Source organism: Streptomyces sp. NPDC001137, from assembly GCF_040298885.1.
In the GTDB taxonomy this organism is placed as follows: Bacteria; Actinomycetota; Actinomycetes; order Streptomycetales; family Streptomycetaceae; genus Streptomyces.
This window is the reverse complement of the sequence record NZ_JBEPBA010000002.1, coordinates 533,220-548,586: the sequence shown is the minus strand read 5'-3', so window position 1 is coordinate 548,586 and position 15,367 is coordinate 533,220. Positions and strand designations below refer to the sequence as shown.

The following is a 15,367-nucleotide window of genomic DNA, read 5'->3' as shown; positions in this document are numbered from 1 at the left end:
TCTGCCGTGACCGACCGCGCTCTCGCCCACGGCGCCCGACGCACCCTGGAACACGCCCCGCACTACGTGTTCTTCCTGGTCGTCGGTGCCGCCGTCGTGCGGCTCGTGGATCTGAACAGCCCGCTGTGCTGGCACATGGTCGGCGTCAGCGGGCTGTTGGCCATGCTGTACGGGGCCGGTCTGGGGCTGTGGAGCCGGCTCGGTCCGGCCGTCCGGCTCGGCTGGATCACGACGCTGATCGGTCTCTGGGGCGTCCTCGTGTTCCTGGCTCCGGCGCCGCTGACCTGGGCGTACGCCTGGTGCGGAGTGCCGCTCGCGTGCGCGGCCCTGCGGGCTCTCGGGCGGCGGGCGGCGCTGGTCGCGGTGGGCGCGATCTCCGTCGTACTGGGCTGGCGGCTGGTCGGCTCCACCGGCCGGCTCGACCTGGAGACGGCGCTGATCCCGGTCGCGGCCGTGTGGGGCACCGTGGCCCTCTACCGGGCCCAGCAGCGGGACGCCGCCGAACGTCAGCGTCTGCTGGAGGAATTGCGGAGCACCCGGGACATCCTGGCCGAACAGCAGCGCCGGGCCGGTGTGCTGGCCGAGCGCACACGGATCGCCCGGGACCTGCACGACACGCTGGCCCAGGAACTCGCGGGCAGTCTGATGCTGCTCCAGGCGGCCGAGCGGGACTGGGAGCGGCGGCCGGACGCGGCCCGCACCAGGGTCCGCGCGGTGGCCGACGGCCTGGACGGCAATCTCGCCGAGACCCGCCGGATCATCCACGACCTCACGCCGTCCGCCGTCGCCGAGGCCGGACTCGAGGGTTCGCTGCGGCTGCTGTGCGCCCAGGTGGAGCAGGAGGGGGCCGCGGCCCGGGTGCGGTTCCGCTCCGTCGGCGAGCCTCGTCCCGTTCTGGACGAGCAGGCGGCGACCACCCTGTTCCGCGTCGCGCAGGGCACCCTGGCCAACGTGCGCGAGCACGCCCGCGCGGTGAACGTGCTGGTCACCCTCCACCATGAGGCGGATCGGATCGAACTCGACGTGCAGGACGACGGAGTGGGCTTCGAACCGACCGGGACCACCGCCCGGAAGACCCGCGGCTTCGGCCTCCCGGCGGCCCGCGCCCGGCTCCGCGAGTGCGGCGGCGAGCTGCGGGTCACCAGCGCACCGGGCCGGGGCACCCGGGTGCGGGCCGTGCTCCCGGCGACGGCTCCCCGTCTGACCTCGGCGACAGCCGGATGACCGTACGTCTGCTGGTCGCGGACGACCACGCCGTCGTACGGGCCGGACTGCGGGCCCTGCTGGAGGGGGAACCGGACCTGGAGGTGATCGCGGAGGCGGGCAGCGGCGAGGAGGCCGTACGGCTCGCCGTCCGGCTGAAGCCTGATGTCGTGCTGATGGACCTCCGGTTCGCCGGGGCCGACATCGACGGCATCGAGGCCGTCCGCCGGCTGACCGTCGAGGCTCCGGCCGTGCCGGTGCTGATGCTCACGAGCTTCTCCGGACGGGCCGACGTCGTGCGGGCGCTGGAGGCGGGCGCACGCGGATATGCGCTGAAGGCGGGGCCGCCCGAGGAACTCTTCCGGGCCGTCCGCGGCGCCGCCGCCGGTGCCATGGCCCTCGCCCCCGAGGTCGTCGGGGAGCTCGTCGGCCAGGTGGTCCGGCCCGACGCGGACCTGACCGGGCGCGAGGTCGAGGTCGTCCGGCTGGCGGCGGAGGGCCTGACCAACCGGGCCATCGCGGAGGCGCTGTTCCTCAGCGAGGCGACGGTGAAGACCCACCTCGTGCGCATCTACCGCAAGCTGAAGGTCGAGAACCGCGCGGCCGCCGTGACGGAGGCCGCGCGCCGGGGGCTCATCCAGCTCGACTGACCAGCCCGATCCTCCCCTCAGTGGCCGCGAAACGCCTCCTCCAGCCATCGGGCCCCGTACTCGCCCGCCACCTGGGCGTCCACAGTGACTGTGTCGAGCGGGTAACCGTCGGGCCCGAAGAGGTGCACCTCCGCGCCGCAGCCCTCGTCACGGGACACGTCAGGCGAAGCGCTCCCACGTTCATGGAGGAACCTCCGACACACGCTGTCCAGCATCGCTCCGCCGTCCGGCGTGACCTTCACCGCCGCAAGGTCGATACTGCCGAAAGGGGCGCTCTCCGCCCGCTTGCATCCGACCACGCCATACACCTGACACCCCGTCACCAAAATCAGCATTACGTCAGCATCAGTACCGCCAGAACCCGCTTCCGATCACCATGGACCGCCAAGATCGACAACCAGTCAAACCCGCACTGACCTGCAAAAACAGAGGCCATGGGCTCATCTGTTAGTCTCACCGGGAGGTACCCATGAAGATGTTGATCAATGTGCCGGAAAGCGTGGTCGCGGACGCCCTGCGGGGCATGGCGGCCGCCCATCCCGAGCTGACCGTCGACGTGGAGAACCGGGTGATCGTGCGGCGGGACGCCCCGGTCGCCGGAAAGGTCGCCCTGATCTCCGGGGGCGGCTCGGGGCACGAGCCCCTGCACGGCGGATTCGTCGGTCCCGGCATGCTGTCGGCGGCCTGTCCGGGCGAGGTGTTCACCTCGCCGGTTCCCGATCAGATGGCGCGCGCCGCGGCGGCCGTGGACAGCGGGGCGGGCGTGCTGTTCATCGTGAAGAACTACACCGGCGACGTGCTGAACTTCGACATGGCGGCCGAGCTCGCCGAGGACGAGGGCATCCAGGTCGCCAAGGTGCTGGTCAACGATGACGTGGCGGTCACCGACAGCCTCTACACGGCAGGGCGGCGCGGCGTCGGCGGCACGCTGTTCGTGGAGAAGATCGCGGGTGCGGCGGCGGACGAGGGGCAGCCCCTGGATCGGGTGGAGGCGATCGGCCATCAGGTCAACGAGAACTCCCGCAGCTTCGGCGTCGCGCTCAGCGCCTGTACCACACCCGCCAAGGGCAGCCCCACCTTCGATCTGCCCTCGGGCGAGCTGGAGTTGGGCATCGGTATCCACGGGGAGCCCGGCCGGGAGCGGCGGGCGATGATGACCTCGGGTGAGATCGCCGAGTTCGCGGTGAACGCGATCCTGGAGGACATGCCCCCGCGCAACCCGGTCCTCGTGCTGGTCAACGGCATGGGTGCGACGCCGCTGCTGGAGCTGTACGGGTTCAACGCCGAGGTGCAGCGGGTGCTCGCCGAGCGCGGGGTCGCGGTCGCCCGGACGCTGGTGGGCAACTACGTCACCTCGCTCGACATGGCCGGCGCCTCGGTCACCCTGTGCCAGATCGACGAGGAGCTGCTGCGGCTGTGGGACGCGCCGGTGAAGACGCCCGGGCTGCGCTGGGGCATGTAGAGCGGCGGGCCGAGGTGTCAACGTACCTACCACGCAAGGAGATCCAGTGCTCGACGCCGACTTCTTCCGCCGTTGGATGACGGTGACCGCCGCGTCCGTGGACCGCGAGGCGGAACGGCTCACCGCCCTCGACTCGCCCATCGGGGACGCCGACCACGGCAGCAATCTGCAGCGCGGGTTCCGGGCCGTGGCCGCGACGCTGGAGAAGGAGGCGCCGGACACGCCCGGTGCGATCCTGACGCTGGCCGGGCGGCAGCTGATCTCGACCGTCGGCGGCGCGTCGGGGCCTCTCTACGGCACGCTGCTGCGCCGTACGGGCAAGGCGCTCGGGGACGCCGGTGAGGTCAGCGAGGCGCAGTTCGCCCAGGCGCTGCGGGCCGGGGTGGAGGCGGTCATGACGCTCGGCGGCGCCGCACCGGGCGACAAGACGATGATCGACGCGCTGGTGCCGGCGGTGGACGCGCTCGACGAGGGCGGGTTCGCCGCGGCCGGCACCGCCGCCGAGGAGGGCGCCCTCGCGACCACGCCGTTGCAGGCCCGCAAGGGACGGGCCAGTTATCTCGGGGAGCGCAGCATCGGGCACCAGGATCCCGGCGCCACCTCGTCGGCGCTGCTCGTCGCCGCTCTCGCGGAGGCCGACGGTGAGTGACGGGAAACAGGTCGGGATCGTGCTGGTGTCGCACAGCGCCGAAGTGGCCGCGTCCGTGGCCGAGTTGGCGAAGGGGCTCGCGGGCGGCGAGGTCTCGGTGCCCGTCGCCCCGGCGGGTGGCACCGAGGGCGGCGGGCTCGGTACGAGCGCGGAGCTGATCGCCGCGGCGGCCGCGTCCGTGGACCGGGGTGCCGGCGTCGCCGTGCTCACCGACCTCGGCAGCGCCGTGCTCACGGTGAAGGCGCTGCTCGCCGAGGGCGACGAACTCCCCGACCGGACACGCCTGGTGGACGCCCCGTTCGTGGAGGGGGCGGTGGCCGCGGTGGTCACGGCGGCCACGGGCGCCGACCTCGCGGCCGTGGAGGCGGCAGCGGCGGAGGCGTACACCTACCGGAAGGTCTGACGCCGTCCACCCAAGTCCCGCCGCGGCGGCGGTGAGGGCCGAGCGGACGGATGCCGTCGGGCTTGGCCTCACCCGCCGTCGCGGTCCGGCTCCGCGCCGACGGCGGGTGAGGCGTACCGGTCGAGAGCCGCGCGCAGGGCCGCCTTGAACGGCACCGCCTGGATCGCGGGCCGCAGGTGCCGCCGCCACGGCGCGCTCGTGGAGGGCGCGGGCGAATGCCGGTTCCGCCTCGCCGTACATCCAGCCGGACGGCACGCAGGCGCGGCTCGACGCAGGTCAGCCCGATCGGCGCACCGGCCGTCGCTCGGTGGTACCGGCGAAGACACCCAGGTCCGTAGTCGGCTCGGGCACGAAGTGGCTTCGACAGGCTGCGCGGTTGCCCGCTCCCGCCGGGCGGCGGGCACGTCGGCCCGGCCGTGAACAGCGCCGAGGCGCCGGCGGCCCGGCCCTCTCATATCAAGGCGTGATCCTGCCCGTCGACAACGGATCAGCACCCCGGGCGTTCATCCGCCCCGCACGAACTGCTGCGCCAGCCGTCGCCCCACCGCGACGGCCGCGGCGTGGCTTTCGATGGGTTTGACCTGCGAGTACTTGAAGACGATGTAGGTGACACCGGAGGGTGTGCCGCCGTTCGGGCCCGGGCGGATGCCGAGGCCCTTGGCGGTGGCGTAGGACGCCTCACCGATGATGCCTTCCGGGCCGATGTCGCCCACGACCGCGTACTGCACACGGCCCCGGTAGACGACGGCCGCGACCGATCCGCCGCGGACGCCGTTGTCGAGGGGGTCCCAGATGCGGCTCGCGGCGGGCACGACGATGTACGGGAGGCGTTCGGCGCTCAGATGGCGTCCGTCGGACTGCTGATAGGCGGTGGCCTGGGAGAACGAGGGATCGGTGCGGCGGTTGCAGCGCGGGCCGGGCTGTCCGTCGCAGTCGATGTCCATGTCGGCCTTCCAGAAGACGGCCCGCCGGGTGCCGCACACCGCAATCGATGCCGGTCTGCCGGCGTCACTGCGGTAGCGGCCGTGGGAGATCTGGGTGCACTCACGCACCTTGGCCAGCAGATCGGCGGCACGCACGTCGCCCTCGCGCCAGGCCGCCGGCTCCGCCCGGCCGCTTGCCGCGGCGTCGGACAGCATCGGCGCAAGGAGTAATGCGGCGCCGGCCACGGCCAGGGTCAGCGACGGGACACGCACCATGAGAAGCCCTTTCCGGAAGGGGCACTGACGGGCATTCAGCCCGGTCCGGCGCCGTAGCGATCATGGGGCCACCGTAGGCGGACCGGACGGCGCACCGGCCCAGGCGGGGCACGGCGCGGCGTGTCTTCGGACCTGCGGCAGGGGCCGGGGCGCCCGAGCCTGTGCGGCTCCGGGCGGCCCGGCCACCCGCGTCCGGCGCGGGAACAGCGACGACAGCGGCCCGCGCCACCGGCATGAACTCACCATCCCTCAGGGAGGGTTCAGCCGCGAGGAGCTTCAGCATACGTAACTCCGGCGGGCGGTCCGCAACGCCGTCGCCCATGTTGCCGACCTGCCACCGCCCTCTTGATGCGATCACGTCAGCCGCGTCATATTGGTACGTACCAATGCCGCGGGATCGTTTCGGGGAGGCCGAGCCGTGCGTCGCGACACCGGGCTCGTGCATCGATCCCTCGCGCTCTGTGCCGCACTGGTCCTGGTCGGATCCTGTGGCGGAGGCGGCGCCGGGGAGGAGGGCGGGCTGCCGGCGGCCCCCACAGGAGTGACCGCGGCGGCGGGCAGTTCGAGCAGCGTGCACGTGATGTGGGACGCGGTGTCCGCGAACCCCCGTGTCAGCGTCTACGAGGTGTATCGCGGCACCACCGAGGTCGAGGAGGTCCCTGGTTCCCAGCACATGGTGGACGTCACCAGGCTCAGGCCGTCCACCTCGTACGTCTTCACCGTGCGGGCCCGGAACACCGAGGGCCACCGGGGGCCGCCCAGCCGCCAGGTGCGGGCGGCGACTCCGGCGGCCGCGGCGGCGGACGACACGGCCCCGACCCGCCCGGGGAAGACGCGCGGCCGGGCGGTCGGCAGCGGGGCCGTCGAGCTGTCCTGGTCCGCGTCGAGGGACGACCGGGCCGTGGTCTCGTACGACGTCTACCAGGGCACCGCCAAGATCCACAGTGTGGGCGGGGCACAGACGGCGACCGTGGTCACCGGGCTGCGGCCGGGCACCCCCTACGCCTTCAGCGTCCGCGCCCGCGACGCGGCCGACAATCTGTCCCCTCCCGGCACCACCGTCCGCCTCACCACGCCGGGCTCCGACGACGGGCGCAGCACGGCACCCACCGCCTTCCGGGCGACGAGCCACCGCGAAGGCGGGGCGTACTACCTCGACCTGCGCTGGACCCCGCCACGCACCGACGGCGTGGTCACGGAGTACCAGATCGGCCTCGACGGCCGGGTGGCCACCTCCCTGGTCTACGGCGGGGACGCGCCGCGCGACCGGGCGTCGTACTCCTTCTACGTCGGCCGGGATGCCGGCGTGCGCCACCGCGTGCGGATCCGGGCCAGGCTGCCCGACGGCACCTGGGGCGGCTACTCGGTGGAGCGGACGGTGACCACCGGGGCGGCCGGCGGCTGACGACGGTGGCGGCCCTGCGGCATGGGCCGGACGGAGGAATCCGTCACCTGCCCGGAGGCGGTCCGCATGCGGGAGGGGCCGCGGGGACGTTGGCTGCCCCTGAGGCAGCACGGGCGTTTCCCGACTTCGGCGGCGCTAGGGATGTTCCGCCAACCGTGCCGTCGGAGGGCAGTCCAATGCGCAACTCTCAGCCAGTCGTTCGCTCCGCCCTGACCGCGGCAGCCGCCACCGCGCTCCCGCTCGTCCTGGCCGCCGTGCCGGCGGCGGCGCAGGGGTCGGGGATCTCCGTGAGCACCAGCGGGTCCACCGTTTCGGTGACCACGAGCGTGTGCTCCTCACGCGTCGGCGGAGCGCTGGGCACCGCTACGCTGCTCAGCGCCAGCAGACCGGCCCGTCAGGCGGCGCTGACGGGCACCGCCACCCTGCAGTCGGCGGCCTGGTCGAACGTGAGCCCCGGCACGTACACCGTGACGGTCATGTGCGCGAACGGCATCAATGCGGGCACCCAGAGCGTCGTCGTCTCCGGCTCCACTCCCACCGCCACGCCCAGCACCACCCCCGCCGCCACCATCTCGGCCACCACCAAGCCCTCGCCCTCGCTCGGTGTCAGGGGCGGGGTCGGCGGCGCCGTCCAGGACTACGGCCCGCTGACGGTCGGGGTGGGCGCCGCCCTGGTGGGCACGGGTGTCATCGCGACGGGCTGGTACCTGCGCCGGCGTACGCGGCCGAACCGGCTCTGAGGGCGGCGGGCCCGCGAGCCGCAGAGCTCACGCCGTTTCCGAACCGGGCAGTTCGGCCAGCTCCTCCAGGGCGTACGTGAGCCACTGCGTCCAGAAGGTCTCCAGATCGATGCCGGCTCGCAGCACCAGGTGCCGCAAGCGGTCCTGGGGGGCGTCCTTGCCGGGCGGGAAGTCGCGCTGCTCGATCTCCCGGTACTCGGCCAACTGCAGCCGGTGCAGGTCGAGATGGCGGCGCAGGTCGGCCTCCAGCCCGGCGGTGCCCACCACGGCCGCCGCCCGCAGCCGCAGCAGCATCACATCGCGGTGCGGCTTGGGGTCCTGGGACGCGGCGGTCCAGCGGGCCAGTTCGGCGCGGCCCGCGGGCAGGACCTCGTAGCTCTTCTTCTGCCCGCGGGCCGGCTGCTCGGACGGCAGCGCCCTGATGTGCCCCTCGGTCTCCAGCCTTCCCAGCTCGCGATAGATCTGCTGATGCGTCGCCGACCAGAAGTAGCCGATCGACTTGTCGAACCGGCGGGTCAGCTCCAGCCCCGAGGACGGCTTTTCGAGCAGGGCGGTGAGGATCGCGTGCGGGAGTGACATGGAGTCATCCTAGGGACGGCCGCGGGGCCCCCTAGAGGGCCGCCGCCAGCTCCGTGCCCTGCTTGATGGCACGCTTGGCGTCCAGTTCGGCAGCCACGTCGGCGCCGCCGATCAGGTGCGCGCCGACACCGGCGGCGACCAGTTCCTCGTAGAGGCCGCGGCGCGGTTCCTGTCCGGTGCACAGCACGATGGTGTCGACCGGCAGGACGGTGCTCTCCTCACCGACGGTGACGTGCAGTCCGGCGTCGTCGATACGGTCGTAGCGGACGCCCGGGACCATGGTGACGCCCCGGTGCTTGAGCTCGGTGCGGTGGATCCAGCCGGTCGTCTTGCCGAGGCCCGCGCCGACCTTGCTGGTCTTGCGCTGCAGCAGGTGGACGGTGCGCGGCGCGGCGGGCCGCTTCGGGGCGGCGAGCCCGCCGGGCGCCTGGTAGTCCATGTCGACGCCCCACTGGCGGAAGTACGTCTCGGGGTCCTCGCTCGCCTTGTCCCCGCCGTCGGTGAGGAACTCGGCGACGTCGAAGCCGATGCCGCCCGCGCCGAGGATCGCCACCCGGTCGCCGACGGGGGCGTTGTCGCGCAGCACGTCGAGGTAGCCGACGACGCTCGGGTGGTCGACGCCCGGGATGTCGGGGGTGCGGGGGGTGACGCCGGTGGCGACGACGACCTCGTCGTAGCCCTTCAAGTCCGCTGCTTCCACCAGCGTGTTGAGGCGTACGTCCACGCCGTGCGCGTCGAGCTGGTGGCGGAAGTAGCGCAGGGTCTCGTCGAACTCCTGCTTGCCGGGGACCTTGCGGGCCACGTTGAGCTGGCCGCCGACCTCGCTCGCGGCGTCGTACAGGGTGACCTCGTGGCCGCGCTCGGCCGCCGAGACCGCGCAGGCGAGTCCGGCCGGTCCGGCACCGACGACGGCGACGCGCTTCTTGAGCCGGGTGGGCGAGAGGACCAGTTCGGTCTCGTGGCAGGCGCGCGGGTTGACCAGGCAGGAGGTGATCTTGAGGCTGAAGGTGTGGTCGAGGCAGGCCTGGTTGCAGCCGATGCAGGTGTTGATGGCCTCCGGCTTGCCCTCGGCGGCCTTGTTGACGAAGTCGGGGTCGGCGAGCATCGGGCGGGCCATGGAGACCATGTCCGCATATCCCTCGGCGAGCAACTCCTCGGCCAGTTCCGGGGTGTTGATGCGGTTGGTGGTCACGAGCGGGACGGACACCTCGCCCATGAGCTTCTTGGTGACCCAGGTGTAGGCGCCGCGCGGCACGGAGGTGGCGATGGTGGGGATGCGGGCCTCGTGCCAGCCGATGCCGGTGTTGATGATCGTGGCACCGGCCACCTCGACGGCCTTGGCGAGGGTGATGACCTCGTCGAGGGTGGAGCCGCCGGGGACCAGGTCCAGCATGGACAGCCGGTAGACGATGATGAAGTCCTCGCCGACGGCCTCGCGCACCCGCCGCACGATCTCGACGGGGAAGCGCATGCGGTTCTCGTACGAGCCGCCCCAGTGGTCGGTGCGCTGGTTGGTCTGGGCGGCGATGAACTCGTTGATGAGGTAGCCCTCGGAGCCCATGATCTCGACGCCGTCGTATCCGGCCTGCCGGGCGAGGCGGGCGGCGCGGGCGTAGTCGTCGATGGTCCGCTCGACGTCGGCGTCGGTGAGTTCGCGGGGCGGGAAGGGGCTGATCGGCGCCTGGAGGGGGCTCGGGGCGACCAGGTCCTGGTGGTAGGCGTACCGGCCGAAGTGCAGGATCTGCATGGCGATCCGGCCGCCCTCACGGTGCACGGCCTCGGTGATCTGCCGGTGCTGCTCGGCCTCCGCGTCGGTGGTGAGCTTGGCGCCGCCCTCGTACGGGCGCCCCTCGTCGTTGGGGGCGATGCCGCCGGTGACGATGAGCCCCACTCCCCCGCGCGCCCGGGCGGCGTAGAACTCCGCCATCCGCTCGAAGCCGCGCTCGGCCTCCTCCAGGCCGACGTGCATGGAGCCCATGAGGACGCGGTTGGGGAGCGTGGTGAAGCCCAGGTCGAGCGGGTTCAGCAGATGCGGGTAACGGCTCATCGGGCCCTCCATGCACGGTGTGGTGCCTCTGTTGTAGAGGACCCCGCCCATGTTTTGCAACTAGTTGCATAAGGAGGGAGGGGTGACGCGGACCACCCACGGGCACAGTGGCCTCATGAGCCCCGAAGACAGCGAGGTGGTCAAGCTCGCGCAGGCACTGGTCCGCCGCCCGAGCCGGGCCGGGATCGACGACTACGGGCCCGTCCTCGCCGCCCTCCAGGACTGGCTCGGCGCCCGCGACCTGCCCTGTCGCAGCCTCTACGACGACGAGGGCCGGCCCGTCGCCCTGCTGGTGGAGGTGGCGGGCGGCCGGCCCGGACCATGGTGGGCGCTGGATGCCTGCGTGGACACCGCCCCCTATGGCGACGAGGGCGCCTGGTCGTTCCCGCCGGACTGCGGGGACGTCGTGGACGGATGGCTGCGGGGGCGCGGCGCGGCCGACTCCAAGCTGGCGGCGGCGATGTTCTGCCGGATCGCGGCGGATCTGCACGCCCGGGCGGAGGAGCTGCACGGCGGGCTCGCGGTCCTGCTGGACGCCGACGAGCACACCGGCGCTTTCGGCGGGGCCCGGGCCTATCTCGCGGACGGGGCCGCGGTGCGCCCGGCGGGGGTGATGATCGGCTATCCCGGCCCGGACGAGGTGGTGGTCGGCGGGCGGGGGCTGTGGCGGGCCACGATCGCGGTGCACGCGGAGTCGGGACACTCCGGGTCGAGGCGCACGACACTCGGTGCCGTCTCCCGGGCGGCGCGTCTGGTGCAACTGCTGGAGGAGGCCGAACTGCCGGGCGCCGAAGGCGAGTTCCCGCTGCCGCCCAAAGTGACGGTGACCTCCTGCCACGGCGGCGAGGGCTTCTCCGTGGTGCCCGGCCTGTGCGAGCTGGGCGTCGACGTCCGCACCACCCCGGCCTTCGACGCCCGCGCGGCGGAGCACCTGGTTCGCACGGCGACGGCGGAGCTGGACCGTCGGCTGCCCGGCCCGACTCCGACCGATATCACCGAGGTGGCCTCGTGGCCGCCGTACCGTTTGACCGGGGACGAGCAACCCGCCGCCGCCCTGTTGGACGCGGCCGCCCACGAGGGCCTCACCGTCGTGGCGAAGACCGCGGGCCCGTCGAACATCGGCAATCTACTGGCCCGGGAGGGCATCCCGGCGACAGCGGGCTTCGGCGTGCGCTACGAGGGCCTGCACGGCACTGACGAGCGAGCCTGCCTCACGGACCTGCCCAAGGTCCACGATGTCTACAGGAAGGCCGTACTGCGCCTGCTGACCGCCGGCTCGACCAGCCCCCACGGCGCCGCAGACAAAAACCTCACCGACTCTCAAGAATGACGTGCAACTCCCGTTCCTGATCCCCCGACGCCGAAGAGAGATCACGCACCGTGAACAGAGGATCCAACGTGCTGCGCAACCGCTCGATCGCCCAGTAGCCACCCTGCGCGTCGAGCTCGACGGTGGACGACAACCGCCCCGGCGCCGGACACTGATGCGCATCGGTGACCTCGAACGTGCCGAGCCACACCATCGGCCGCGTCTCGTGGAGCTGCTGCGGCACCTCCTCCGGCCCCCGGTCGGACTCGAAGCACGCACACAGCGTGTCGAACACGATCCGGGCGTCCTCCTTGCTGCATCCGCTGATCTCGAGGGAGACCGGCTCCTCGTGCGAGCGCTGACGATCCATCGTGACCGCTCCTCTCGTGGCTGTGGCGCGGTACCGCGAGTTCCCCGCGAATCGCGCCACACCCCAAGAAAAGCACCACTGGCCGCACCGGACCAGCGAGGAATCAGCTCCGCTTGAAGCGGTACGTCTTGCTGTCCGTCAGAACGCAGAAGCCCGGCGACACGACGATCACCCGCAGGGTGCCGTCCCGTCGGTCGTAGTCGATGCCCTCGACCTCGAAGGTGCCCGAACAGGAGCTGCGCAGGGGAAGCTGCCGCAGGGCGGTGACATGGCCCAAGACGTCCGAGGTGCCGTTCGGCTTGGCGGACAGGTCGACCTGGAGGAGCGGCTTGGTGATGCCGAAGAGCGTTCCCGCCGGGTCGTCGGAGGAGCACAGCAGCGTCGTCGGGCCGGAGAAGTCGCAGCCCTGGACGTCGCGTACGGCGTGGTCGAGGTTGACGGTGGAGGCCTGCGGGAGGTTCGCCGAGGGCGAGGTGCTCGCGTTGGCGCCCGGGGTCGGGAGCACCAGGAAGCGGCTCATGGTGCCGTACTCGCCGGCCAGCATCCACTGTCCGTCGGGCGAGATCGCGACCCAGGAGTTGTTGAGGGCCTCGCCGGAGCTGAGCGTGTGGACGTACTCGGACCAGGCGCCGCCCGGCGCCTGCACGCGGAACATCTTCGCGGTGCCCGAGTCGGCCTGGTAGGGCTCGACGTAGTAGCCGTCGTAGGAGGCGTCGGGGTCGCCGACGTGGTTCCAGCCGCGGCTGGAGACCGCGGCGGGGATCGTGCCGATGCCGGTGTACCGGTTGGGGCTGTTGGCCGGGACCTCGACGGAGGTCAGGCCCTGGCTCTCGGTCAGGGGGTCGGCCCGGTCCGAGCCCACTTCCGTCCAGGTGTCGGCCGCCGACGCGGGGGGAGCGGCGGACAGGACCGCGGCGGCCGCGAGGGCGAGGGCCGCGGTCACGGCCGCGTGACAACGTTGCCGGGCGCGCAGGGGCATGGGAGCTCCTCGATGGGGGGCGGGGCGTGCTCGGCGGACAGTCTGGCCCGGTGACCTAGTCATGTACAGACCAAATCGGTAACGGGGGCTGTCGGCTCGGTGACGGTCCGTACGGGTACTGTCGTCACCGCTCCGGGGGACGGCCCCCGCCGTGTTGAGGGATGGTGGAGGTGGGCGACGGGGTCGTCACAGGGACGGTTGAGCGCGGTAGAACATGGGGAGTCGGCACGGGGGACGGCGTGCCGCGCGAACGGGCGAAGGCGGTGCGTGGAATGAGTGCACCTGGGTTTCCGGTGGCCGAGGGCGAGGGGTCGGTACGGCCGAGCGGGCTGCTCGACGTACTGGGCGTGGCCTCGGTGGTCCTGGATGCCGAGGGCCGCGTCGTGCTGTGGAGCCCGCAGGCCGAGGAGTTGTTCGGCTATCCGGCGCAGGAGGCTCTCGGCCAGTACGCGGCCCGGATCATGGTGCACGAACAGCATCTCGATCTGGTGGTCAAACTCTTCGCCGATGTCATGGTCACCGGTCAGAGCTGGGCCGGCGCCTTCCCCATTCGGCGCAAGGACGGCAGCACGCGTCTGGTGGAGTTCCGCAACATGCGCCTGCTGGACGACCACGACGACGTGTACGCGCTGGGGCTGTGCGCCGACCGGTCGACCGTACGGCGGCTGGAGCGGGACGTGGCGCTGTCCACCCGGATGATCGCGCAGTCCCCCATCGGGCTGGCCGTCCTGGACACCGATCTGCGGTACGTGTCGGTCAATCCGGCCCTGGAGCGCCTCAACGGGATCGCCGCGGAGGAGCACATCGGCCGGTCCATCCGCGAGGTCCTGCCGCACCTCGACGTCGAGGCCATCGAAAGGGCTGCGCGCCACGTGCTGGAGACCGGTCGTCCCCTCGTGGACCAGAAGGCGACCGGCCGGACCCCGGCCGATCCGGACGAGGAGCGGGCCTGGTCACTCTCGCTGTACCGGCTGGAGGACGCCGTCGGGACGGTGCTCGGCGTGGCCGCCTCGGTCGTGGACATCACCGAGCAGGAGCGGGCGAGCGTCGAGGCGGAGGCCGCGCGCCGGCGGCTGCAGGTGATCGCGGACGCCTCCGCGCGCATCGGCACCACCCTGGAACTGGACCGCACCGCGCGCGAACTGGCCGACGTCGCCGTGCCGGAACTCGCCGACATAGCCGCCGTGGATCTGCTCGAGGCGGTGGTGGCGGGCAGGCGTAGCAGCCTGGGGCCCGCCGAGCCGGCGGTGATCCGGGCCCTCGCCGTGCAGGCGGACCGCGCCCCGGAGGCGATGCGGGCGGCCGACCCGCCCGGGCAGGTCACCCGGTACGGCCCCGACCGCCTGGTCACCGAGTGCGTGCGCACCGGCAGGCCGGTGATGGTGCGGGAGGTCGCGCCCGCGGACCTGCCGCGCATCGCCCGCTCCCCCGAGGCGGCCGAGCTGCTGGCCGCGGCGGGCGTCCACTCGTATCTGGCGGTGCCGCTGATCGCCCGCGGCGAGGTGCTCGGCGCCCTGGACCTCAAGCGCACGCACAACCCCGAGCCGTTCAGCGAGGACGACCTGCTGCTCGCCCGGGAGCTGGCGTCGCGCGCGGCCGTGCAGATCGACAACGCCCGCTGGTACCAGAACGCCCGTGACACCGCCCTCACCCTCCAGCGCAGCCTGCTGCCCAGCCACCCGGCCGTGACCGGCGGCCTCGAGGTCGCCTCCCGCTACCAGCCCGCCGGAGCCACCAGCGAGGTCGGCGGCGACTGGTTCGACGTGATTCCGCTGGACGGCGGCAAGACGGCGCTGGTGGTGGGCGATGTGATGGGCAGCGGCATCAACGCGGCCGCCACCATGGGCCGGCTGCGCACCGCGACGAACACGCTCGCCTCCCTCGACCTCGATCCGGCCCGGCTCCTCGAACACCTCGACAAGATCACCGAGGGCCTGGACCACTCGATCGCCACCTGTGTGTACGCCGTCCACGACCCGCAGCTGCGGCAGTGCCGAATCGCCAATGCCGGGCATCTGCCGCCGGCCCGGCTGCGGCCGGGGCATCCCCCGGAGCTGCTGGAACTGCCCACGGGCGTACCGCTGGGCGTGGGCGGGGTGGCCTTCTCCACCACCACGGTCGACCTGGAGCCCGGCGACCGTCTCGTCTTCTACACCGACGGTCTGGTCGAAACCCGGCAGCATCCCCTCGACGAGCGCCTGGACGCCCTGCTCTCCCTCCTCGAAGGGCCGGACCGCCCCCTGGAGGAGGTCTGCGACCTCCTGCTGCGCACCCTGCACCAGCCCGACAACTCAGACGACGTGGCGCTTCTCATCGCGCGCGTGCAGAAGCCGGGCTGACCGCCCGAGGCGGCCGGGACGCCCGGACTCTCA

Annotated in this window: 15 protein-coding genes; 9 read left to right on the top strand and 6 right to left on the bottom strand. The window is 72.4% G+C overall.

Translation table 11 applies throughout. The features are described from left to right. The first annotated feature begins 6 nt into the window (after window positions 1–6). Both ABT254_RS05475 and ABT254_RS05470 read left to right on the top strand, forming a co-directional pair. Window positions 7–1,224, top strand: coding sequence for a sensor histidine kinase (locus ABT254_RS05475; protein ID WP_351463839.1), 1,218 nt, complete (start codon window positions 7–9; stop codon window positions 1,222–1,224). After that, window positions 1,221–1,853 (top strand): response regulator transcription factor, encoded by a 633-nt coding sequence (locus ABT254_RS05470; RefSeq protein ID WP_351463836.1) that lies wholly within the window; start codon window positions 1,221–1,223, stop codon window positions 1,851–1,853. The genes ABT254_RS05475 and ABT254_RS05470 overlap by 4 nt, the downstream gene beginning before the upstream one ends. 17 nt (window positions 1,854–1,870) lie before the next feature. Here ABT254_RS05470 and ABT254_RS05465 read toward each other — a convergent pair whose 3' ends face one another. Beyond that, on the bottom strand, window positions 1,871–2,188 hold the full coding sequence (locus ABT254_RS05465) for a hypothetical protein (RefSeq protein ID WP_351463833.1): 318 nt from the start codon (window positions 2,186–2,188) through the stop codon (window positions 1,871–1,873). A gap of 134 nt (window positions 2,189–2,322) precedes the next feature. On the opposite strand from ABT254_RS05465, the gene dhaK reads away from it, so the two are divergent. Genes dhaK through ABT254_RS05450 form a run of 3 tightly spaced genes read left to right on the top strand, consistent with a single transcriptional unit; the run spans window position 2,323 to window position 4,367 of the window. Then, window positions 2,323–3,315 carry a dihydroxyacetone kinase subunit DhaK gene (gene dhaK, locus ABT254_RS05460; protein WP_351463830.1) on the top strand — a complete coding sequence of 331 codons (993 nt, stop codon included), beginning with the start codon at window positions 2,323–2,325 and terminating at the stop codon, window positions 3,313–3,315. Between the two features lie 46 nt (window positions 3,316–3,361). Continuing rightward, window positions 3,362–3,964 carry a dihydroxyacetone kinase subunit DhaL gene (gene dhaL / locus ABT254_RS05455; protein ID WP_351463827.1) on the top strand — a complete coding sequence of 201 codons (603 nt, stop codon included), beginning with the start codon at window positions 3,362–3,364 and terminating at the stop codon, window positions 3,962–3,964. Beyond that, window positions 3,957–4,367: a PTS-dependent dihydroxyacetone kinase phosphotransferase subunit DhaM gene (locus ABT254_RS05450; protein WP_351463824.1), complete on the top strand. Its 411-nt coding sequence runs from the start codon at window positions 3,957–3,959 to the stop codon at window positions 4,365–4,367. Before dhaL ends, ABT254_RS05450 begins: the two co-directional genes overlap by 8 nt. 503 nt (window positions 4,368–4,870) lie before the next feature. Here the strand turns inward: ABT254_RS05450 and ABT254_RS05445 are convergent. After that, window positions 4,871–5,563, bottom strand: a complete 693-nt coding sequence (locus tag ABT254_RS05445) for a glycoside hydrolase family 75 protein (protein WP_351464080.1) — start codon at window positions 5,561–5,563, stop codon at window positions 4,871–4,873. Between the two features lie 421 nt (window positions 5,564–5,984). On the opposite strand from ABT254_RS05445, the gene ABT254_RS05440 reads away from it, so the two are divergent. After that, a complete protein-coding gene (locus ABT254_RS05440; protein ID WP_351463822.1) occupies window positions 5,985–6,971 on the top strand; it encodes a fibronectin type III domain-containing protein in 987 nt (328 codons plus the stop codon). Between the two features lie 176 nt (window positions 6,972–7,147). Further along, window positions 7,148–7,711: a hypothetical protein gene (locus ABT254_RS05435; protein ID WP_351463819.1), complete on the top strand. Its 564-nt coding sequence runs from the start codon at window positions 7,148–7,150 to the stop codon at window positions 7,709–7,711. Between the two features lie 27 nt (window positions 7,712–7,738). Here ABT254_RS05435 and ABT254_RS05430 read toward each other — a convergent pair whose 3' ends face one another. Together ABT254_RS05430 and ABT254_RS05425 are read right to left on the bottom strand one after the other, a co-directional pair. Next, window positions 7,739–8,290, bottom strand: coding sequence for a PadR family transcriptional regulator (locus ABT254_RS05430; protein WP_351463818.1), 552 nt, complete (start codon window positions 8,288–8,290; stop codon window positions 7,739–7,741). 31 nt (window positions 8,291–8,321) lie between these two features. Next, a complete protein-coding gene (locus ABT254_RS05425; RefSeq protein ID WP_351463815.1) occupies window positions 8,322–10,337 on the bottom strand; it encodes an FAD-dependent oxidoreductase in 2,016 nt (671 codons plus the stop codon). A 115-nt stretch (window positions 10,338–10,452) separates the two neighbouring features. Between ABT254_RS05425 and ABT254_RS05420 the strand changes: the two genes are divergently transcribed. Continuing rightward, on the top strand, window positions 10,453–11,667 hold the full coding sequence (locus tag ABT254_RS05420; protein ID WP_351463812.1) for a M20 family metallopeptidase: 1,215 nt from the start codon (window positions 10,453–10,455) through the stop codon (window positions 11,665–11,667). Here ABT254_RS05420 and ABT254_RS05415 read toward each other — a convergent pair. Further along, window positions 11,648–12,016, bottom strand: coding sequence for a hypothetical protein (locus ABT254_RS05415; protein WP_351463809.1), 369 nt, complete (start codon window positions 12,014–12,016; stop codon window positions 11,648–11,650). The genes ABT254_RS05420 and ABT254_RS05415 overlap by 20 nt on opposite strands. Window positions 12,017–12,119: 103 nt before the next feature. After that, window positions 12,120–12,995 carry a hypothetical protein gene (locus ABT254_RS05410; protein WP_351463807.1) on the bottom strand — a complete coding sequence of 292 codons (876 nt, stop codon included), beginning with the start codon at window positions 12,993–12,995 and terminating at the stop codon, window positions 12,120–12,122. 272 nt (window positions 12,996–13,267) lie between these two features. Between ABT254_RS05410 and ABT254_RS05405 the strand changes: the two genes are divergently transcribed. Then, complete coding sequence (locus ABT254_RS05405; protein ID WP_351463804.1) at window positions 13,268–15,334, top strand: SpoIIE family protein phosphatase; 2,067 nt, start codon at window positions 13,268–13,270, stop codon at window positions 15,332–15,334. Window positions 15,335–15,367: the final 33 nt, after the last annotated feature.